This window comes from Mesorhizobium sp. P2_D6 (genome assembly GCF_056404315.1).
Genome location: NZ_JBFUEG010000014.1, coordinates 121909 through 141603, shown reverse-complemented (window position 1 = coordinate 141603; position 19695 = coordinate 121909). Strand labels below are relative to the sequence as shown.

At 61.2% G+C, this 19695-nt stretch carries 18 protein-coding genes and 2 pseudogenes; 4 read left to right on the top strand and 16 right to left on the bottom strand.

Annotation, left to right across the window (positions count from 1 at the left end; genetic code table 11):
- Positions 1 to 42: 42 nt before the first annotated feature.
- From AC1D1L_RS25290 to nifH, 8 genes are all read right to left on the bottom strand, one after another.
- The gene (locus tag AC1D1L_RS25290; RefSeq protein ID WP_477344107.1) at positions 43 to 828 is read right to left on the bottom strand and encodes a response regulator transcription factor; all 786 of its coding nucleotides are present in this window, start codon (positions 826 to 828) and stop codon (positions 43 to 45) included.
- Positions 829 to 852: 24 nt separating this feature from the next.
- Complete coding sequence (locus AC1D1L_RS25285; protein ID WP_477344106.1) at positions 853 to 1332, bottom strand: NifX-associated nitrogen fixation protein; 480 nt, start codon at positions 1330 to 1332, stop codon at positions 853 to 855.
- A gap of 17 nt (positions 1333 to 1349) precedes the next feature.
- Positions 1350 to 1847 carry a nitrogen fixation protein NifX gene (gene nifX / locus AC1D1L_RS25280; RefSeq protein ID WP_477344105.1) on the bottom strand — a complete coding sequence of 166 codons (498 nt, stop codon included), beginning with the start codon at positions 1845 to 1847 and terminating at the stop codon, positions 1350 to 1352.
- Positions 1813 to 3195 (bottom strand): nitrogenase iron-molybdenum cofactor biosynthesis protein NifN, encoded by a 1383-nt coding sequence (gene nifN / locus AC1D1L_RS25275; protein WP_006331756.1) that lies wholly within the window; start codon positions 3193 to 3195, stop codon positions 1813 to 1815. Before nifN ends, nifX begins: the two co-directional genes overlap by 35 nt.
- A gap of 9 nt (positions 3196 to 3204) precedes the next feature.
- Positions 3205 to 4695: a nitrogenase iron-molybdenum cofactor biosynthesis protein NifE gene (gene nifE, locus AC1D1L_RS25270; protein WP_477344104.1), complete on the bottom strand. Its 1491-nt coding sequence runs from the start codon at positions 4693 to 4695 to the stop codon at positions 3205 to 3207.
- Between the two features lie 60 nt (positions 4696 to 4755).
- A complete protein-coding gene (gene nifK, locus AC1D1L_RS25265; protein ID WP_477344122.1) occupies positions 4756 to 6297 on the bottom strand; it encodes a nitrogenase molybdenum-iron protein subunit beta in 1542 nt (513 codons plus the stop codon).
- A gap of 127 nt (positions 6298 to 6424) precedes the next feature.
- On the bottom strand, positions 6425 to 7930 hold the full coding sequence (gene nifD, locus AC1D1L_RS25260) for a nitrogenase molybdenum-iron protein alpha chain (RefSeq protein WP_477344103.1): 1506 nt from the start codon (positions 7928 to 7930) through the stop codon (positions 6425 to 6427).
- 104 nt (positions 7931 to 8034) lie between these two features.
- A complete protein-coding gene (gene nifH, locus AC1D1L_RS25255; RefSeq protein WP_006331760.1) occupies positions 8035 to 8928 on the bottom strand; it encodes a nitrogenase iron protein in 894 nt (297 codons plus the stop codon).
- Positions 8929 to 9297: 369 nt separating this feature from the next.
- Here nifH and AC1D1L_RS25250 point away from each other — a divergent pair.
- Positions 9298 to 9856, top strand: a pseudogene (locus tag AC1D1L_RS25250) (transposase); the annotation flags it as partial.
- 164 nt (positions 9857 to 10020) lie between these two features.
- On the opposite strand, the gene AC1D1L_RS25245 reads toward AC1D1L_RS25250, so the two are convergent.
- Positions 10021 to 10452, bottom strand: a complete 432-nt coding sequence (locus AC1D1L_RS25245; RefSeq protein WP_477344102.1) for a PIN domain-containing protein — start codon at positions 10450 to 10452, stop codon at positions 10021 to 10023.
- Positions 10449 to 10748, bottom strand: a complete 300-nt coding sequence (locus tag AC1D1L_RS25240) for a hypothetical protein (RefSeq protein ID WP_477344100.1) — start codon at positions 10746 to 10748, stop codon at positions 10449 to 10451. Before AC1D1L_RS25240 ends, AC1D1L_RS25245 begins: the two co-directional genes overlap by 4 nt.
- Before the next feature lie 462 nt (positions 10749 to 11210).
- Between AC1D1L_RS25240 and AC1D1L_RS25235 the strand changes: the two genes are divergently transcribed.
- The 3 genes and pseudogenes from AC1D1L_RS25235 (at position 11211) to AC1D1L_RS25225 (ending at position 13054) form a co-directional block, all read left to right on the top strand.
- Entirely contained in the window at positions 11211 to 11804 is a 594-nt protein-coding gene (locus AC1D1L_RS25235) for a DUF6088 family protein (protein ID WP_044551219.1), read from the top strand.
- Positions 11797 to 12812, top strand: a pseudogene (locus tag AC1D1L_RS25230) (nucleotidyl transferase AbiEii/AbiGii toxin family protein). Before AC1D1L_RS25235 ends, AC1D1L_RS25230 begins: the two are co-directional and overlap by 8 nt.
- Before the next feature lie 80 nt (positions 12813 to 12892).
- Complete coding sequence (locus AC1D1L_RS25225; RefSeq protein ID WP_477344099.1) at positions 12893 to 13054, top strand: hypothetical protein; 162 nt, start codon at positions 12893 to 12895, stop codon at positions 13052 to 13054.
- 261 nt (positions 13055 to 13315) lie between these two features.
- Here the strand turns inward: AC1D1L_RS25225 and AC1D1L_RS25220 are convergent, their stop codons facing one another.
- The 6 genes from AC1D1L_RS25220 to AC1D1L_RS25195 form a co-directional block, all read right to left on the bottom strand.
- Complete coding sequence (locus AC1D1L_RS25220; RefSeq protein WP_477344098.1) at positions 13316 to 14176, bottom strand: ABC transporter permease; 861 nt, start codon at positions 14174 to 14176, stop codon at positions 13316 to 13318.
- Entirely contained in the window at positions 14173 to 15114 is a 942-nt protein-coding gene (locus tag AC1D1L_RS25215) for an ABC transporter permease (protein WP_477344097.1), read from the bottom strand. Before AC1D1L_RS25215 ends, AC1D1L_RS25220 begins: the two co-directional genes overlap by 4 nt.
- On the bottom strand, positions 15114 to 16073 hold the full coding sequence (locus AC1D1L_RS25210) for an ABC transporter ATP-binding protein (RefSeq protein WP_477344121.1): 960 nt from the start codon (positions 16071 to 16073) through the stop codon (positions 15114 to 15116). Before AC1D1L_RS25210 ends, AC1D1L_RS25215 begins: the two co-directional genes overlap by 1 nt.
- Positions 16070 to 17101, bottom strand: coding sequence for an ABC transporter ATP-binding protein (locus AC1D1L_RS25205; RefSeq protein ID WP_477344096.1), 1032 nt, complete (start codon positions 17099 to 17101; stop codon positions 16070 to 16072). The genes AC1D1L_RS25210 and AC1D1L_RS25205 overlap by 4 nt, the downstream gene beginning before the upstream one ends.
- 5 nt (positions 17102 to 17106) lie before the next feature.
- Positions 17107 to 18669, bottom strand: coding sequence for an ABC transporter substrate-binding protein (locus AC1D1L_RS25200; protein ID WP_006333815.1), 1563 nt, complete (start codon positions 18667 to 18669; stop codon positions 17107 to 17109).
- A 189-nt stretch (positions 18670 to 18858) separates the two neighbouring features.
- The gene (locus AC1D1L_RS25195) at positions 18859 to 19650 is read right to left on the bottom strand and encodes a DeoR/GlpR family DNA-binding transcription regulator (RefSeq protein ID WP_477344095.1); all 792 of its coding nucleotides are present in this window, start codon (positions 19648 to 19650) and stop codon (positions 18859 to 18861) included.
- Positions 19651 to 19695 lie beyond the last annotated feature (45 nt).

Sequence of the window (19695 nt, the reverse complement as noted above, 5' to 3'; positions counted from 1 at the left end):
ACAGCGCGAGGAAAGGGAGTGGAACCACACCCGGCACTCGATTCAGCCGTCCAGCTTCTCGAGCGAGTAGCCGGCCGACCTGACGGTACGGATGACGATATCGGTCGAGGCCGTCTCCAGCGCCTTTCTGAGCCGACTGATATGGACATCGACTGTGCGTAGACCGACATGGATATTGGCCGGCCAGGCCCCGCCGATCAGCTCGTCCCGGCTGAAGACCTTGCCGGGAGCCTCGAGCAAATGCCGCAGCACGTTGAACTCGATCGGTCCGAGATGGATGTCATGGCCATTGCCGCAAACCCGGTGGGCATCGAGCTTCATCTCAAGGCTGCCATAGGAAAGCCAGGTGTCGTTTTCAATCGCGTTTGAACCCGGCTTCGGCAGCGCCAGCCTCGTCCGCAGACAATCGAGCAGCTTGGCCGGTGCCACAGGCCGCACAAAGCTCTCGTCAATGCCGGCCTTCAACAGATCAAGGTGCTGGTTCTCGGCGCCGGGCGCGATCAGGGCAATGATGGGCAGGCCGCCGGTCCGGGGTTCCCGCTTGAGCCGGGCGCAGATTGCGGACCCGGTAAGGCTCGTTGGACCGCAGTCCAGCACCACGGCCTGGAATTCCCGTTCGTCGGCCTTTGCAAGTGCTTCCTTGGCGCCGCTTGCCGGCTCACTGGCGAAGCCGTCCACCTCCAGTATGTGGCTGAGGAACAGATAGAACTCCGCATCTTGCGAACAGATCAGGACGCGTGGCTTCATCAGCGCTACCCCGAGAACCAAATTGGCCTCGACCGCGTCGGCTGCGTGGGCTGGCCATCGCGGCTCCTCAAGGCCTGACATGATCTTCTTGCTCGAAAATCGGTTTCATGCCCGTGCCACCTCGGGATAGGCGTCGATTGCTGCGATGGCATCGTCGACCAGTTTCGTACCGGCGGCGGCGAGTTTGCAGAACGTCTCGAAGCCGAACCGATGGGCGTCGCGCACGGTCTTGGACAGAACGACCAGCCGCCCGGCGGTGAAAAGCACGCGCCCGAACCCCTCATGGCTCATTTCGATCATCGGCGATGCCATCAGGCCGGAGCGCTCCTCGATCGCAAGGGCGACGGCAGTGTAAAACTTATCGAGCCTCCACAGCACGTCCGGATCGGGATCGCCGATGATTGGGATCGTACGACGCCGTTCCTTGCTAACGATGAAGTCGGCCAGCAACTCGGCGTCCGCTTTGCCGTCCCACGACCCGTGGGAATCTTGAGCAAGGATCAGCCGCACGAGGCACTTGACGAACGGGCTGGCAAGGGCCGCCTCGTCATCGTTGACAGCAGGGCTGATCGCGACTTCAAACATTTTGCTCTTTCCTTGTTTCAGTCCTCATCCTCGAAGGAGGGTTTCTTTTCGGCGACACCAGCTTCGGCCAGCACCTTGCGCAGCCAGGGCGGAGGACATGTCCTCAGCATCGTCTGCGTGCGCAACAGCACCTCTTGGATGGTTTGTGGCTGCGGCACCTTGATTGGATGGATTTTTGCCGAAACAAGCTTGGCTGCCGAAGGCCCGCCGATGGCCAGACAAAACAGCAGATGGCAGCCCTTCAGCGCCTCCACCTTCGGCGTGATGCGGTCATCGCCCTCGGTCCGACGCTTCCCGCTCTCATCGGAAACGTCATCGAAGGCCACGGCTTCCACGAGATGCCACTCCTCGCGCGTCACGTCGTAGACAGCAAAGCGCTTGGCCGACCCGAAATGGGCATTGAGATTCTTCATGTCTTGCGTGGCGATGGCTACGCGCAATGCGCCCACTCGTCGGTCCGGCATCGGTGCGTGAACCTCGTCAGTGACGAGTGAGAGGCGACGAACGGAGCTCATCTGGCATTTCTCGTTTCCGGAATGGATCAAGCGCCTCAGGCGTCGGCGCGTGCTGGTTGGCCTGGAAGATGTTGGCAACATCGAAGATCAGGTCGCGGGTCCCCCGATAGAGGATCCTGAGCTTGTGCTGGCTGCCGAGCCGGTCGAAGATCGGGAAGCCGACGCGCATGAGCGGAATGCCAAGGCGTCGCGACGCCTGGCGACCGTGGGAATGTGTTACGAGAAGATCCGCGCCCGCTGCAAGAGCTTCCAAATCGCCGAGATCGCCGATCTGAACCCACTCCGCCGGTACTTTTTGCAGAATCTTCGACATATCGGTCGTCGTGACCGCCGCCGCGATGTCACAGCCCATGCCGGTGAAGAAGGTTGCGAGTTGATAGAGTTGGTCTGGTTCAGCAGCGATCGCAATTTTCTTGCCTCCGAAATGGAAATGTCCGTCGAGCAATGCATCCTCCAATTGCGCTCGGTGACGGCGAACCCGGGCCGGCACCGCCGCGCCCGAAACCGCCGATAGCAGCGAGACGAACCGGTCGACGGCCATTAATCCGGTCAGCGACTGGAACACCGCGTAAGGCACGCCGGTCAACCCGTGCAGCGTTTTCGCCGGGTGGCGCATGTGCTCGCCGATGACGATGCATTGCACGGCCGTGCCAAGCTCGCGGATTTCCTCGACGCTGGTGCCGCCATAGGTAGTGGTTACCCAGCGGTCAGGAACCGTGCCGTCGAGTGAGCCGGAGACGTCCGGCAGGATAACCGGATTGAGCCCGAAACTTTCAACCATGTCACGCAAATGCTCGACGTCAGCGACAGTGAGGTTGCATCCGGGCAGGATCGCGATCTTCTTCGGCTGCCGGGTCCGTGCGCCCGACCGTGTAATCCCTTCGATCATCGCCGCGACAGCCTTGGCCCAGCCTTCTTCGATAGCGCCGCCGAAATCAGGCGTGTTGGCCAGCACAACCTCCGTACCCGTGAGCTCTTCCGCATGCTTCAGCTTGACGTTGGCGATATCACTCGCGCAGTCTTCGCCACGGGTCTCCACCAGCGCGGTCGTGCACACTCCTATCAGCTTTGGCTTCGTGCGGGTTTTGAGGTTGAGGATCGCCTCTTCCAGATGGTCCGCTCCGCCGAGTATGGTTGCCACCTCATCCATCGCCGTTGTCTGCAAGGGGATCGCTTCCTTGAAATGCCGCACGAAGAGCACGAGCGCGAAGCTGGTGCAGCCTTGGCTGCCATGGAACAGGGGCATCGCACCCTCGACTCCAAGAAAAGCGAAGGCGGCACCCAGCGGCTGCGACGACTTCAGCGGGTTGACCGCCGCTGATTTGATTTTGCGAAGGATGCGGACCATCGGATTTCCTCAACGGTTGCCGAAGCGGTGAGCCGTCGCGCCGGCGAATTCATTGAAGACGTTCACAGTCGCGGTCCCGTTCTTCGTGCTCGCCAGATCGTCCTGCCCGGCAGGCTGGCGATCCCACGGCGCCGGCTCCCGCACCTGGTCCCAGATCGGGTTATGAATGGCGAGGTCGATCTGCCGGACAAGTTCCACCATGCCGTCATAGCCGGCATAAGGATGTTGGCGCTCCTGGTTGATATCGAGCCAGGGCGTCTTGGCCTTCAGCGCGATGAATTGCGTGCGCCCGCCCGACAGCATGATGTCGGCCTTGTGTTTTGAGAGCATGGCGTAAAGATCGCGCGCTGCCATCTGCTCGAACATGTGGTTTTCGTCCTTGAGGATCCGCTTGATCCGCTCCTTGTCTTCGACGGTGGATTTCTTGACCGAGGTGCCGACGATCTCCATGCCGATCTCCATCAGGGCGTGGACGACTGACCAGGACTTCACGCCGCCCGTATTGAGCAGCACGCGCTTGCCTTGAAGCCGCCGGCGGTAGGCCTCGAGCTTCTTCCACGCAATCGCTTCCTGCTCAGCAATCAGCGTGTCTGTGCGATCGAGGATCTCCGCATCGGCGCCCTTTCTCACCAGCAGCTCAGCAATGTTGCGAAGTGCCTCTGAGGTATCTGTTATGCCGTAGAAGGAGCCCTCGAAGAACGGGATGTCCCAGCGCTCCTCCATCTTGCGGGCCAGATTGATGAGTGCGCTCGAGCACACCAACATAGCCGCCCGGGCGCGGTGCGCGGATGCAACGTCGATGTAACGCGCATCGCCCGGAATGCAGGCGCGCACCCGGATGCCGAGCCGATCAAGCAGCGGCTTCACCAGCCAGAATTCGCCGGAGAGGTTGAATTCGCCAAGGATGTTGATGTCGTGGGGCCCGGCGTCGTCGGGTTCCACCGTGCCGATGACATGATCGAGCAACGCTTCGGCGGCAAGTTTGTTGCCGAGGTTCTTGGAGCCGGCCAAGCCCGGCGCATTGATCGGCACCACGGCCAAGCCGAATTTTTCGGCCGCGCGTTTGCACACCGCCTCGATGTCGTCGCCGATCAGCGCCGTCACGCAGGTCGAATAGACGAAGACTGCCGGCGGCGCATATGTATCCTTGATCTCGCGGATCGCCCTGAAGAGCTTCCGCTCGCCCTGCCCCATCACGACGTCGAGTTCGGTGAGGTCGGTTGTGAAGCTTGTCCGCCACAGGGTTGGCCCGGACGAAGCTGCGCCCCTGTTGTCCCAGGAATTGCCCTCGCAGGCGAGCGGTGCATGGACCAGGTGCGCAACGTCGGTGATCGGCTGCAGGACGATCTTGGCGCCGTCAAAGGCGCAGCCGCCGGCTGCCGCCCCGGGGGTCAGCGGCTTCGAGCAGCCCTGCTTGCGCGCCTTGGCATCCTTGCCGCGGTTGTTATCGCAGGCGGGCTCGTCGAAAACGTCCTGGATCTTGGCACTGAGCGAGGTCATTGCGTCAGTCTCCGAAGTCCATCGGGCAATGGGCGGCCTCGGCGAAAAGCCGGCACGGGCTTAGCGGGTGAGGTCATAGGAATAGTCCGTCACGCCCGTTTCGCTCGTCTCGCGATCGAGCTTGTCGAATATCTTGTCGAGGATCGTCATCAGCACGCGTAATCCACCCTGGTAGCCCATGAGGGGAAAGCGATGGTGATGGTGCCGGTCGAAGATTGGAAACATCAGCCGGATCAGCGGCGTGCCGGTGTCGCGCTCCAGATACTTGCCATAGGAATTGCCGATCAGCAGGTCCACCGGCTCTGTAAACAGCAGCGAACGCATCGCCCAGAGATCCTTGCCCGCCCAGATCTGGGCATCCTGGCCAAAGGACGAGGATGCAAGCAATTCCTTCATCTGGGCCTCCCAGGCCGATGTGCCGTTGGTCGCGAGGCAATGTGTCGGCTCGCCGCCGGTCTCCATGACGAAGCGGGCCATGGCGTAGACGAAGTCGGGATCCCCATAGATTGCGTACTTCTTGCCGTGCAGCCATGACTGGCTGTCCGCCATGGCGTCAACCAGTCGGCCGCGCTCCATCCGGATTGACTCGGGGATCTCCTGGCCGGAAATCGCTGAGACCTTCATCAGGAATTCGTCGGTCGCCTGGACACCCAGCGGATAGTGGAAGGATGCCGTCGCCTGCCCGACCTCGTTGCAATATTCCAGCGTCTTGCGGGTGTTGTAATGCTGCAGCGACAGTGTCGCCTCCGCGTTGAGTGCGCCTTTCACGTCTTCGATCTTGGTGCCACCGTCATACATGCGGTTTTCGCCGTCCGACGGCGTGTCGAACTGGTCTGAGGCGTCCTGAATGACGGTATAGGTGACACCCATCAGGTCGAGGAGGCGCTTAAGTTCCCGGTTGTTTCCGACGCAGAATCCGTCGAAGCCTGGAATGATGTTGATGGTCCCAGCGGCTTGCGAGCGCTCGCTGCCCTTCCAGAAATGCTCCAGCACGCCCTTCACCATGCCGTCGTAGCCATCGACATGGCTGCCGACAAAGGCAGGCGTATGAGCGAAAGGCACGTCGAAGTCGCACGGGACCGAGCCTTCGTTCTTGGCGTTCTCGATGAAGCTCCGCAAGTCGTCGCCAATGACCTCGGCCATGCAGGTGGTCGAGACGGCGATCATCTTGGGGTCGTAGAGCTTGTAGGTATTGGCGAGCCCGTCGACCATGTTCTTGAGGCCGCCAAACACTGCCGCGTCCTCGGTCATCGAGGAGGAAACCGCTGACGAAGGCTCCTTGAAATGTCGCGACAGATGCGAGCGGTAGTAGGCAACGCAGCCCTGGCTACCGTGGACGAAAGACATGGTGCGCTCGAAGCCCGCGGCCGCGAACACCGCACCGAGCGGCTGGCAGGCCTTGGCGGGGTTTATGACGAGCGCCTCGCGAGCGAGGTTCTTTTCGCGGTATTCCCAAGTTTTGGTCAATTCGCGTTGATCGGTGACGATCTGATCAGGGTGCGGACATTCGAAATTCAGTTTCTTCTCGGCAAGCATTTGTCTGTATTCCGGCTCGCGGAACAGGGGAGCATGGTCGAGAACTTTTTCGGCCGATTGCGGCATGGTGGTCACCTTTTCCATCTGGCCGCGGCAAGCGGCAGCACAGGGACATCGAAACTTTGAAGGGCCTCCGCGGATCGAGTGCCCCCGAGCATTTATCGGCCTCCCTGCCTGGCAGGGAGGCCAGTCCTCATTCGGCGGCGACCGCCCTCAGCGGTGCGTCCTTCATCTTCTTCCACGGCGCGCGGTAGAGACCCCAGACCGGGTTGTTGATGGCCAGATCCATGTCGCGGGCGAAAATGGCGAAGCCGTCATAACCGTGATACGGGCCGGAATAGTCCCAGGAGTGCATCTGGCGGAACGGGATGCCCATCTTCTGTACCGGGTACTTCTCCTTGATACCGGAGCCAACGAGATCCGGGCGGATGCCTTCGATGAACTTCTCCAGCTCATAACCGGTGACGTCGTCATAGAGGAGCGTGCCATTCTTCACGTAATGGCCGGTGCGCTGATAGTCGTCGTTGTGGGCGAATTCGTAGCCGGTGCCAACGATCACCATAGCGAGGTCCTCGTAGGCAGTGATGACGTGACGGGGGCGCAGGCCGCCGACATAGAGCATCACCGTCCTGCCTTCGAGGCGCGGTTGGTACTTGGCGATGACGGCATCGACCAAGGGCCGGTACTTGGCGATGACCTTTTCGGTCTTCTCCTCGATTTCCGGGCCGAAGTGTTTGGCGATGTTGCGCAAGGAGGCCTCGATCTGGGAGGGGCCGAAGAAATTGTATTCCATCCAGGCGATGCCATACTTTTCCTCCATGTGCCGGCAGATGTAGTTCATCGACCGGTAGCAGTGGATCAGGTTGAGCTTGGCCTTGGGAGCGCGCTCTATTTCGGCGAGTGTGGCGTCGCCCGACCAGTTGCCGACCACCCGAAGCCCAATCTCTTCGAGCAGGATTCGCGAGGCCCAGGCATCGCCGCCAATGTTGTAGTCGCCGACGACGTTGACGTCGTATGGGCCGGACTCGAACGCGACATCGTCCTTGTCGAAGACCCAATCGCGGATCGCATCATTGGCAATGTGGTGGCCGAGCGATTGTGAAACGCCGCGGAAACCTTCGCAGCGCACCGGTACAATCGTCTTTTTGTGCTCCTTGGCTTTCTTGCGCGACACGGCCTCGATATCGTCCCCGATCAGGCCGATCGGGCATTCGGACTGCACCGAGATGCCGCCACTGAGCGGAAATAGGTCCTCGATCTCGTCGATGATCTTTTCCAGCTTCTTGTCGCCGCCGAAAACGATGTCCTTCTCCTGGAAGTCGGAGGTGAACTGCATTGTCACGAACGTGTCGATACCCGTCGTGCCGACGTAATAGTTGCGGCGTTGCGACCAGGAATATTGCCCACAGCCGACTGGCCCGTGCGAGATGTGGACCATATCCTTGACCGGACCCCACACCACGCCCTTGGAGCCGGCATAGGCACAGCCGCGGATTGTCATCACGCCCGGAATGGATTTGATGTTCGATTTGACGTCGCATTCGGAAAGGCCCTTGTCCTCACCTCCAGCCTCGTCCTTGCTCGTTGCGACACTGAGGTGCTTCCTGCGACGCTTCGCCGCCTTGTCTGGATATTGGGACAGCACGTCTTCGATAAGCTTCGCATGCAAAGCGCCGTCATTCTCATAGTCGAGGCCCATGGGACCTGCCCCTTTCAAGGTTCGGGTAACGCCTCGCCAACGAGGCCTTGTTTCGTACAAAGGGGCGCCAGGTCACGGTCGGCGCCCCCTGTCGGTAGCGGCGGCTACTGAGCGACGGCCAATTTCGCTTCCTTGGCCTGAAGCTCGGCAAGCATTTGCTCGTCCGTCTTCATGATGCCGAAGTCGAGCAGCATGTCCTCGAGCTCCTCCATGGTGATTGGGGTCGGGATGGTGCCCTGGCCCGAATTGACATGGATCTTCTCGGCCAACGCGCGGTACTCCCCTGCCTGTTTGGAGTCCGGCGCATACTGGATTACCGTCATCTTTCTCAGTTCGGCGTGCTGGACGATGTTGTCGCGCGGCACGAAGTGGATGAGCTTGGAATTGAGTCTGGCGGCCAGCGCCTCGGAGAGGTCGAGCTCGCGGTCGGTCTGTCGCTCATTGCAGATCAGCCCGCCGAGCCGCACGCCGCCCGAATGGGCGTATTTCAGGATACCCTTGGCGATGTTGTTGGCGGCATAGAGCGCCATCATCTCGCCGGACATGACGATGTAGATTTCCTGGGCCTTGTTTTCGCGGATCGGCATCGCAAAGCCGCCGCACACCACGTCGCCCAGCACGTCGTAGGAGACATAGTCGACATTATCATAGGCGCCGTTCTCCTCGAGGAAGTTGATCGAGGTGATGACGCCGCGGCCGGCGCAGCCGACACCCGGCTCGGGGCCGCCGGACTCCACGCACTTGATGTCTTTGTAGCCGATCTTGAGCACGTCCTGGAGTTCAAGGTCTTCCACAGAACCTTCTTGGGCGGCGAGATGCAGAACGGTATCCTGCGCCTTTGCGTTCAGGATCAGCCGGGTGGAGTCGGCTTTGGGGTCGCAGCCGACGATCAGGATTTTCTGTCCGAGGTCGACCAGGGCGGCTAGCGTATTTTGAGAGGTGGTGGACTTGCCGATGCCCCCCTTTCCGTAGAATGCGATCTGACGCAGACCTGACATGTTGCTTCCTTCCTTCTTTCCATCCATAGCGGTTACCGCGACTTCAATGCCGGTCGGCAGATCCCGCCGCCTCACACCGATCGTTTCAAAACTCGTGCCAATTCGGCCGGTTGGATCGAAGAAGAAATTTTATGATTGCTTTTCAGCTGTTTAACATTTGGCAGAAATATTAAATTGGCTAAATAAACTTGTGTCGCGGCCCTGACAAAGGCGACAGGAAATGTCGGATGGCGTTGAGTGAGACGTCGGCCGCGGAGCCCGGAAAGAAGCTAGTTGTCAAAATCTGATGGAGTAGATGCCCCCTCCCGACCCCATCGCAATGTGCCAGTTTGGTGATTGCCAGAATCGACCAAGACAGAGACGGCATCCATGGAAGTTACCATCATTGGAATCGATCTCGCAAAGCGGGTCTTCCAGGTTCACGGCGCGGCGAGTGACGGGAAGGTTGTCTTTCGCAAGAAGCTGTCGTGCGAAGTTGCTGCCGTTTCTCGCCGGACAGCCCCGGTGCACGGTGGCGATGGAAGCGCGACCGCCCACGACTGGGGGCGTACGATCGGCGGGCTCGGGCATGCCATCCGGCTCCTGCCGCCGGTCTATGTGAAGTCCTTTGTAAAGCGGCACGCGGAAGCGGCCCTCAGGCCGACAATGCGCTTCGTGGCTGTCAAAACCGAGGAGCAAGAGGCGCGGTCGATGATCTTCCGCACGCGCGACCTCTTGGTGCGCCAGCGCACGCAGCTGATAAACGCCCTGCGCGGCCACCTCGCCGAAGCACGGGGTCGTCGCCCCACACGGCCCGGCCCACGTGAAGCGCCTTGCGGATGCAATCGAAGACGAGGAAGGCCTCATCCAGCCGATCGTCCGCGACGTTGGTCGTCTCTACCTCCAGCAGATCGCCATCTACAGCGAGAAGATCGCCGAGCTCGAGAAGACCCTCCCTTGGCTGTAGATCATCTGGGAGCTCGTCCCGCTGGATTTGGCGCGCTGAAGGAGCGGGGATCAGCCAAATCCGCGAGCGTTCCAAGTGGATTCTGTCCACTCTATCTGAGTTTCAGCCATCTTGCCCTCCCGAGCATTCCTTAACCCGCCGCCGCATCAGACCGCTCCGCGTATCGGATTGACGACCTTGAGCCCGGCAAAGTCTTTTTCGTTATCCGTTACCAGCACGCACTCGTTCGCACCGGCGACAGCGGCGATGATCATGTCGAGCCCGCTGCGCGGCTTGCCGGCCAGTTTTCCTCCTGCCATCAGCCTCGCCCAGATCAGCCCTGCCTTGTCGTCGAACGAGAGGATGCGGCCCGCAAACAGCGCCTGCGGCCCCTCAGGCCCAGAGAACCAGTTGTCGAGTGCGTCGCGTTTTTTCCCGCGCGGCTTCTCCATAACCCTGCGAAGAATTTCCGCAACGGTCAGCGAAGCGATGAACAAATCCTCGTCACGCTGTCTCGACATCCATGCCAGGAGCGATTCCGAAGGCTGCGATTTGACGACATCGCTGATGATGTTGATATCGAGGAGGTAGCGTGTCACAGGTCGATCTTCCGCCCCTCTTCATGGGGGCGGGAAAGATCGAGGTCAGCTCCCACGAGCGGCGAACGACGCAATGCGGCGAGAATCCCGCCAAGCTTGGGTGGCTCGCCGGCGATGGTCTGGCTGACAGCAGCGCGCAGGCTAGAGGCATCCGGTCCATCTTCGGCCAGGCGGCGAGCCAAAGATCGAATGAGGTCGCGATCGGCATCGCGGCCAAGCACCTCGAAGCGCGCCAAGCCGCGCTCGCTGAGGCGAGATCGATAGTTTTGTATGGCGCGTTTTTGCGAGTTGCTCATAGTTGCCTCCGATACAACACACATACATAATACATTCGACATACATCATAACTACAACAAGAAGTAACATACAGATCTAAATAAAAAGACAGTCTTCATTTCTCATTTCCAGTAATATAACCAGAATACTGGGTTTGATCAAGGTGCAGGCAGTCCGAGCAGTGCTCTCTTTCTGTTGAATGGCATCGGTGGGGACGCGCGATATATGTTACGCGACGGTACTTTTTGACCAGCGTCGAGTTCTTGCGCTGACAAGAGAAATATCTCGGCGCCGACCAGAGGGCCTCGGCCCCAGGACGGGCGAGGCTCGTTCGGAGAACGGCGCGAAACAGGGATTGGTCGATTCGCGCGGCGATGATTGACCACAAGGCCTGCTGGACGGGTTCCGCGTGCAGGTGCCCGTCGCTGCCCGCCTTGAAAAACTGTCAGAAAATCGCATACATTTCTGACAGGAGCATGGCCATGCAACGGTTGACCGAACAGATTCTTGCGCACGCGAAAGGGCTGCCAGAGGGCACGCCGGTCGCAGCTAAGAGCTTGCTTCACCTCGGGAATCGCGCCGCGGTGGATCAGGCATTGTCGCGTCTAGCCGAGCGGACGCAGTTGATCCGGGCGGGTCGCGGCGTCTATCTCCTTCCGGTCACGAGCAGGTTCGGCACCCGGGCTCCCTCCGTGGAGCAAGCGGTCGAGGCGCTTGCCAGCCAGCGCGGGGAGATCATCGTCACGAGTGGGGCCGTTGCCGCCAACACCCTCGGTCTCACGACACAGGTGCCGGTCCGGTCGGTCTATCTGACTTCCGGCCGCACCCGGAAGATGAGCCTCGGCAAGCAGGTCGTCGAGCTTCGCCACGCGCCTCGTTGGCAGCTCGCCATGGCGCATCGGCCCGCTGGCGAGGCGGTGCGAGCGTTGGCTTGGCTTGGGCCGGAGAAGGCTGAGGCCGCCCTCCAGACACTGAAGCGGAAACTCCCGCCGGGCGCCTTCAGCGAGTTGGTCGCGGTAGCGCCGCAGCTTCCGACCTGGATGGCGCGCAGCGTGGGCAAGGCCGCACATGGCTGATCCCTTTCTCCACCTCCCGATCGAGGATCGGCGGGAGGCGCTCGGCGTCGCGGCCGATCGGTCCGGCAGGCCGGCGCATCTCCTCGAGAAGGACGTGTGGGTGGTCTAGGCGCTCGCCACCTTTACGGCTCGGCGCCCGGCGAACATCTGGTGTTCAAGGGCGGCACGTCGCTGTCCAAAGCCTATCAGGTTATCCAGCGGTTTTCCGAGGACGTCGACCTAACATACGACATCCGGGCGATTGCACCCGACTTGGTGGGCGACGACGGCGAAGCGTTGCCGGAGACCCGTAGCGAGGAAAAACGCTGGTCCAGCGAGGTGGGTAAGCGCCTGCCCAATTGGGTTGAAGGAAGCGTTCAGCCGATCATCGCAGATGCGCTCGCGGCTGAAGCTTTGGCGGCCGCCATCCGCGTCGAGGGCGAGAAGCTGTTCATCGATTACGAAGCCGCGACGCCTGGCTCCGGCTATGTGGCGCCGAGCGTGATGCTCGAATTCGGAGCACGATCGACGGGCGAGCCCGCGAGCTTGCGCGACATCGCCTGCGACGCGTCTGGCCTGATCGAGGGCGTGACCTTTCCCACGGCTCGTCCACGCGTGATGCATGCGGAGCGAACCTTCTGGGAGAAGGCGACGGCCATCCATGTCTTCTGCCTGCAGGAGCGCCGGCGCGGCGATCGCTTTGCTCGTCACTGGCACGATGTCGCGCGGTTGGACGAAACCGGTTTTACCCCGTCCGCCTTTGCTGATCGCGATCTGGCGAACGCAGTGGCGCGCCACAAGACCATGTTCTTCGCCGAGAAAGCGCCCGATCGAACGCCCATCGATTACGTGGCGGCTGTCAACGGCGGTCTGCGGCTTGTGCCCGCAGGCGATGGTCTGAAGGCGCTTGAAGAGGACTACGCCCGCATGGTCGACGACGGGCTTCTTCTGGAAGACGCGGAGCCTTTCGAAGCGCTGATGGCGCGATGTGCCGATATCGCCGAGCGAGCCAATTGCATCCGCGAATAGAAAAAACTGGGGGGACGGCGCCGTGCGAATTTCGCGGATCAAAATTACAAACTTCGCCAATCGGCGCGCTGCGGGCGGGAATGCTCGATGCGCTGATGGCGGTAGAGCCAAGCCTCGCCGATCAGCGCGAACAGGTGGTGCGCGTGTCGGCGGCGCTCGCTGTCGGCGGGCCGCTCTCGCCGACCTGGATCTGGCGAGCCTCGGTGGACGCGACGGGTCGCCTCTCCATCTTAATCTGTTGACGCTGCACTCGGCAAAGGGCTGCGAAGATGATGTCGTGATCATGGTGGGGCTCGATCTGGGCGGTTTGCCGTGGCGCAACGAGCAGCCGGCGGCGCGACGCGAAAGCCGACGGCTTTTCTGACGCGGGCCCGCGACGATATCCATATGCTGTATTCCGGTTACGTCGATACCGGCCGCGGGCGAAGGTTCGGCACCCCGTTCCGTGCAAGAGCGTAGCCGTCGACAAGTGTGGAGATCGGCTCCTTTGCATTGGGAAACCGTTATTTGAGGGTCGGGTCGAGCTTATCGCGCAACCAGTCGCCGAGGACGCTAACGGCAACGGCCGTCATGACAATGACGAGGCTTGGAGCGAGGAGCATCCAGGAGGCGCGGGTGATATACTCGCGGCCGGCCGCGACCATGACACCCAGACTGGTCATCGGCGGTTGAACGCCGAGGCCGAGGAAGGAGAGTCCGCTTTCCACCAGGACGATTTCCGGAAAGGTCACCGTCGCCGCCACGAGAAGCGTCGCCGCGCTGTTGGGCAGGATATGCCGCAGATAGACACGCAGCGGATGGGCGCCGAGCTGGCGCGTTGCGCTCGCATAGCCCTGCGCGCTGGCGGTGATTGCCAGTCCTCGTGCCAACCGCGCATTTCGCTCCCAGCCATAAAGTCCCATCAGGGCGACGAACAGCGTCAGCGAATTACCGAAACAGGCGAGCATTGCCAGCGCCACGATTAGAAATGGTAGCGAAGCCTGTACGTCGATCATTAGCAGCAGCGCATGCTCGACGAGCCCGCGGAAATACGCGGCGATGAAGCCGATCCCGGTACCGACCAACACGCTGATCGCAGTGGCGCCGAAGGCGACCAGCAAGCTGGTGCGGATCGAGTAGAAAAGACGCGAGGCCACATCACGGCCCAGATCGTCGGTTCCCAGGACGTGCAGCATCGTTCCGCCAAAGCCGACGGGCGGCGCCAGGCGATGGCGCAGGTCGATGGAAGTGATCTCATAGGGAGCGATCAGCGGCGCGGCGAGCGCCGTGAAGAGCATGAGGAGAACCCAGCCCACAGCAAGGAGTGTCGGCAGGTCCACCGAGCGAGGCGGCGGACGGTTTGTTTCTACAGTTGCCGTTTTCATTGCGATCCTGAGTTTGTTCCACGCAAGCGCGGATCGAACACGCCATAAAGCAGGTCCATCAGCAGGTTGGCCGACGTCATGGTCAGCGCCACGAGAAGGAGGATGACCTGCACCACGGCGAGATCACGGTTTGCAACCGAAACCACCAGCAATTGGCCGATGCCGGGCCAGCCGAAGACGCTTTCCACCAGTACGGCGCCCGCGACCTGGCCGCCGAGCATCAGGCCGAACAGCGTCAGCACAGGAATGATCGCATTCGGAAAGGCATGGTGGCGAACCACCTGCCGCCACGTCACGCCCTTGGCGCTGGCCGCCACGATGTAGAGCTGCGACAGAACTTCGATCATGGCGCTACGCGTGAAGCGCGCGATAATGGCCGCCCCGCCCAAACCAAGCGTGAGCACCGGCAGTACGAAGCTTTCCGGCCGATCCGCGCCGCCGGACGGGAACAGGCCGAGCGTCACGGAAAAGATCAGGATCAGCAATAGCCCGAGCACGAAGCTTGGCACGGTGAAGCCGAACACGGTCAGCATCATCACCGATCGGTCGACCCAGGTGTCGCGATGCATGGCGGCGTAGGCGCCGACCGGAATGCCGATTAGCATCGTGAGCGCCAGTGCCGGCAGCATCAGCGCCAATGTCAGGGGCGCGCGCTCGAACACAAGCTGCAGGGCCGGTTTTCCAGCCAGCATGGAATTCCCGAAATCGCAGTGAAGTGCCGCCAGGACATAGCGGACATATTGCACATACAGAGGCTGATCGAGCCCCCAATGCCGGCGAAACGCCTCAAGATCCGGGGCGCGGGCGCTGGGACCGAGTATCTGCAGCGCCGGGTCTCCAGAGGCCCGCAGCACCACGAATGTAAAGGTCACCACGATCAGGATCGACAGGCCGGCACGCAGGATCTTGGGGCCGGCGAAACGAAACACAGCACTCATCAATGCCTCACCAAATGGCAGGCGACCTGCCGTTCCGATCCTAGCGGCAGGAGTTCGGGCAGGCTCTGGCGGCAGACATCGCGCGCAAGTGGACAGCGTGGATGAAACGGGCATCCGCTCGGCCGATCGGTAGGGCTCGGCGGTTCGCCTGGCAGCGCCACATAATGATCGAATCCGCCCGGAAGCCTCGGCATGGCCGAGACGAGCGCCTGCGTATAGGGATGGGCGGGTTGATCGATAATGGCGTCGGCGCGCCCCTGCTCGACTACGCGGCCAAGATACATGACGACGATCCGGTCGCTGACATGGCGAACGACCCGCAAGTCATGGCTGATGAACAAGAGGCCGAGCCCGAGCTCCTGCTGAACATCCATGAGCAGATTGACGATTTGCGCCTGGACGGACACGTCGAGCGCCGAGACCGGCTCATCGCAAACCAGAAGCGAGGGTTTTGGCGCGAGCGCCCGCGCAAGCACGACGCGTTGGCGCTGGCCGCCGGAAAGCTGATGCGGATAGAGCACGCCATGGTCTTCGCCGAGGCCGACGCTGTGGAGAAGCTCGGCCACGCGTTGCTTGCGGCTTGCCGGATCGCCAATTCCGTGAATCGCAAGCGGCTCGGCGACGAGAGCGCTGACAGTCATTCGGCGATCAAGCGCTGCCAAGGTGTCCTGAAAGACCAGCTGCATTTGGCGCCGCTGCGCGCGCCATTTTCTGCTGTCGATGCGCGGGAGCGGCAAACCCTGAAACAGCACACCTCCGCTGTCCGGCGGCTCCAGACCGAGCGCAATACGGCCGGTGGTGGACTTGCCGCATCCGGATTCGCCGACAATGCCGGTCGTCCGGCCCATCTCGACATCCAGCGACACGCCATCGACTGCTAAAAGATATTTCCGCGGTCCGTAGAGTGGCGAGCCGAGGGGAAAGCGACGGGTGATGTTGTTGAGACGCAGCAGGGTCATTGATACGTGCCGGCGTCCAAACGAAGGCAACTCACCGAATGCCGCGCGGCGACCTGCCGCGGTTCCGGTCGGCTCGTGCCACATGCCGTGATCGCGTGCCGGCAGCGTGGCGCATAGGCGCATCCCGGCGGCAGATTGCGTTGTGGCGGCGCGCCGGCAATGGCGGTCAATCGCATGCGCGGACCGTGCGAGGGCGGAATGGCACCGATCAGGTCGCGTGTATAGGGGTGTTCCGGCGCGGTCAGAAGCGTGTGTTTCGGCGCCGTTTCGACGATCTGGCCCGCATACATGACGCATGCCCGGTCACAGACGGCCGCCACCGCGGCGAGATCATGGCTGATCATGACCAGCGCCATGCCTGTGTCGCGTTGAATATCTTTGAGCAGCAGCAGGATCTGCGCCTGCACGGTGGTGTCGAGCGCGGTCGTTGGCTCGTCGGCGATCAGCAGTTCGGGCCGGCCGGCGAGCGCGATGGCAATCATCACCCGCTGGTTCTGGCCGCCCGACAGTTCGTGGGGGTAGGTGTTGAGCCTGCTTGCCGCAGCGGCTATCCCGACCTGGTCGAGCAAGCGGCAGGCCTCGGCACGGGCGGCGGCACCGCTGAGGCCACGGTGCAGGCGAAGCGCTTCGGTGATCTGCGCGCCGATGCGATGCACCGGGTTCAGCGCGCTGGCCGGATCCTGGAAGATCATGGCGATGCGTCCGCCGCGCACCCGATCCAAAACGGATTGTCGTGCGCCCACAAGATCGAGATCACCAATCCTGGCCTCGCCCCCGATCTCGGCGGATTTCGGCAGCAGGCCAAGAACCGCCCGCCAAGTCACGGACTTGCCGCAGCCGGATTCGCCAACGATACCCAAGGCCTCGCCTTTGTTCACAGCGAGATCGACACCGTGCAGCACAGGCACATCGCCGAACGCCACCCTCAAGCCAGCAATGCTGATGGCAGGTTTGGTGGCGGAAGCCCCGATGCCATGAGCCGGCAACAGCGCGGCGCCCGCGCTGTTCTGGAAAGACTTATGCAGCATGGAACTCAGGCCACCGGCTCAGGCGGCATCTTCGGACCGAGATACATTTGCGGCAACGGGTTGGGCTGCCAGCTGACATCCGCCTTCTGCCCATAGATAAAGGGCATGGAGTGCAGCGGCGTGATGCAAGGGTCCTCGATCTCGACAATGTCCTGCATCCGTTTGAAGGCCGCCTGGCGCTTGGCGAGATCGGTCGTCGTTTCAAGCTCGTGACCGAGCGCGTTAAACTCGGCATTGGTCCAGCCACCTGTTGACTGGAGGTCATTGGTCGGACCGATAATCTGCCACAGCATGGAAACGGGATCGGCGTAGAAGGCGCCGCCGGACGTGTCATTGATGCCGCCAATGTCGCCGACCTGCGTCCAGTTTTCACACATGATCAGCTTGACGTTGATTCCGGCAGCCTTCCACATCTCGACAAGCGCCTGGTTCTCGGCGAGCTGCATCGGATAATAGGTGCCGACGGAAGGGTATGGGATTTCCTCACCTCTGTAGGATGACTTGGCGAGCAGTTCCTTGACCTGCGCCGGATCATAGGACACCCCCTTGCGGTTGGGGTCGTTGATCTCGCCGAAGATCGGTAGCTGCCAGCTGGTCAGCGCTTTCGCCCGGCCGTCCCAGAGGCCGTCCGCCAGCGCACCGCGATCGATAGCGAGAGCGAGCGCGCGACGCAGATCGACATCTTTCAGGATGGGAGTCCTGAGCGGAGCAAATGTGAGAAAGCGGAACCACATGGCTTCGCCACCAACAATCGAGAGGCCGTTGACACCCTCAATTTCGGCAATGTGGTCCGGAGTGATGTCTGTGACGATATCGTAATCGCCCGACTTCAGTCCGGCGATGCGCGCGGCGATTTCCGGCAGCCGCTTGAAGCGGATCGAGGCAAATGGCGGCTGGCCTCCCCAATATTCGTCGTGCGCCACCAGTGTGATCTCGTCCCCATTGCGGACCTCGCCGATCTTGTAAGGGCCGGTGCCGATCGGCTTCGCCGCCCAGGCGTCATAGCTGCTGGCGCCAGCCCGTGCTCTGGCGCTGATGATCTGCGTGCCCCACGCGCCGAGCCGCTGGGCAAAGACCGGATCCTCTGTCCTGGTGATCAAACGGACAGTGCGATCATTGATCTTCTGCACATCGGCAAGCGAGGAGAGGAAGTTGGCAAACACGGCCGCGCCCGGCGCATTTTCGCCGCGCAGTCGATCCGGCCCGAGCGAGAAGACAACGTCATCCGCCGTCATTGTGGAACCGTCATGAAACTTCACATTGTCGCGCAACGTGATCTCATGGATCGTGGCGTCAATTTGCTTCAATGATGTCGCGAGCGCGAAATTCAGGCGAAAATTGTCGTTGTAGTCGGTCCGTAAAAGCTGATCGAAAATGCTGTATTGCACCCGCCAGGAAACGTTGGCGATGGAGGAGCCGTCCACCGGTTCCAGAATTGTGCGCAGGTCCTGAACGGCAATATTGAGGTTCGGCCGCCGGCCGGTTGCCGCCATGATCGTGTTCGGCAATGCTATTGCGCCAGCCGCCATGGCGGTCATGCCGAGAAATCTGCGACGTGTCGTTTGCATATCAAAATCCCCTCTCTTTCAGTCGGGATGACAATCGGAGCGAATGAAATCCGCTCCCGAGACGGGATGAGACATAGCGCGGTTATGTGACGGTTTTTTGCAGGTTTGAGACGGATTGTGTTGGTTATTGAAATAAATGGAAAAAAATGTTTCACGGTTGGGGCAGCCGTGCGGGCTGAAAGCAGAGGATCAAGTAGAGACCAGTGCGGGGTTGTGACGGTTTTGCGGATATAGAACTTCAACACCGGCGGCTTCGATCTTGTCCAGCATGTCCGATGCAGGCCTCCGGTCGGTGATGATCGCGGTAATCGCCGAATGGGGCAGGATGCGGTAGCGCGCCGACAAGCCGAATTTGCTGTGATCGGCGAGAATGACAATTTTCCGTGCTTGCTCGCAGAGCGTCGCAGCAAGCTCCTGTCCGACCTGTTCATGGTCGAAGACGCCATTCGGACGCACCGCATTGACGCCGATAAATGCGACGTCGATCTGCTGTTCGCGGAGTGTACGCAAGGCGGTGAAGCCGGTTACGGTCCGGAAATCGACATTGAAATCGCCCCCCAGCATGACAACACGATGCCGATAGCCTTCGGCCGCGGCGATGGCAGTATCGACCATGTTGGTGACGACGCGCATTTCCGGCAGGGCCGATATGCGGCTGGCCAACGACAGAATGGTGCTGCCGCCCCCGAAGAAGAGATTCTGACCGGGCTTCAAAAGACCCAGGGCGATCTGAGCGATTGTGCTTTTTTCCGCGCGCTCGGAAACAGCTCGCGATGAGATGGCCAGCAGCTTTGGCTGTTGCGTTGCGACCGCGCCACCATGGACACGTGCGACCAAGCCATCCTGCTCGAGCCGTTTGATATCCCGCCGCGCAGTCTCTTCTGAAATATTGAACTGCTGCATCAAATCTCGGATGCGCACTTCGCCATTCGCCTGGATGATTTCAACGAGCCTTTTATGACGATTGTAACTAAGCGACATGCTTCTCTCTCGCGGCATTCGAAAAAAAGACTATTCAGTTCGCAG

Bases quoted from the DNA above. Each gene is read 5' to 3' on its own strand.
- nifN (WP_006331756.1), bottom strand. From the start codon at position 3,195: ATGGTCCGCATCCTTCGCAAAATCAAATCAGCGGCGGTCAACCCGCTG.
- AC1D1L_RS25215 (WP_477344097.1), bottom strand. From the start codon at position 15,114: ATGAGTGCTGTGTTTCGTTTCGCCGGCCCCAAGATCCTGCGTGCCGGC.
- nifK (WP_477344122.1), bottom strand. From the start codon at position 6,297: ATGCCGCAATCGGCCGAAAAAGTTCTCGACCATGCTCCCCTGTTCCGC.
- nifD (WP_477344103.1), bottom strand. From the start codon at position 7,930: ATGGGCCTCGACTATGAGAATGACGGCGCTTTGCATGCGAAGCTTATC.
- AC1D1L_RS25290 (WP_477344107.1), bottom strand. From the start codon at position 828: ATGTCAGGCCTTGAGGAGCCGCGATGGCCAGCCCACGCAGCCGACGCG.
- AC1D1L_RS25240 (WP_477344100.1), bottom strand. From the start codon at position 10,748: ATGAGCAACTCGCAAAAACGCGCCATACAAAACTATCGATCTCGCCTC.
- nifH (WP_006331760.1), bottom strand. From the start codon at position 8,928: ATGTCAGGTCTGCGTCAGATCGCATTCTACGGAAAGGGGGGCATCGGC.
- AC1D1L_RS25285 (WP_477344106.1), bottom strand. From the start codon at position 1,332: ATGTTTGAAGTCGCGATCAGCCCTGCTGTCAACGATGACGAGGCGGCC.
- AC1D1L_RS25220 (WP_477344098.1), bottom strand. From the start codon at position 14,176: ATGAAAACGGCAACTGTAGAAACAAACCGTCCGCCGCCTCGCTCGGTG.
- AC1D1L_RS25195 (WP_477344095.1), bottom strand. From the start codon at position 19,650: ATGTCGCTTAGTTACAATCGTCATAAAAGGCTCGTTGAAATCATCCAG.
- AC1D1L_RS25225 (WP_477344099.1), top strand. From the start codon at position 12,893: ATGCTCGATGCGCTGATGGCGGTAGAGCCAAGCCTCGCCGATCAGCGC.
- AC1D1L_RS25205 (WP_477344096.1), bottom strand. From the start codon at position 17,101: ATGCTGCATAAGTCTTTCCAGAACAGCGCGGGCGCCGCGCTGTTGCCG.
- AC1D1L_RS25200 (WP_006333815.1), bottom strand. From the start codon at position 18,669: ATGCAAACGACACGTCGCAGATTTCTCGGCATGACCGCCATGGCGGCT.
- nifE (WP_477344104.1), bottom strand. From the start codon at position 4,695: ATGACCTCGCTCAGTGCCAAGATCCAGGACGTTTTCGACGAGCCCGCC.
- AC1D1L_RS25235 (WP_044551219.1), top strand. From the start codon at position 11,211: ATGCAACGGTTGACCGAACAGATTCTTGCGCACGCGAAAGGGCTGCCA.
- nifX (WP_477344105.1), bottom strand. From the start codon at position 1,847: ATGAGCTCCGTTCGTCGCCTCTCACTCGTCACTGACGAGGTTCACGCA.
- AC1D1L_RS25210 (WP_477344121.1), bottom strand. From the start codon at position 16,073: ATGACCCTGCTGCGTCTCAACAACATCACCCGTCGCTTTCCCCTCGGC.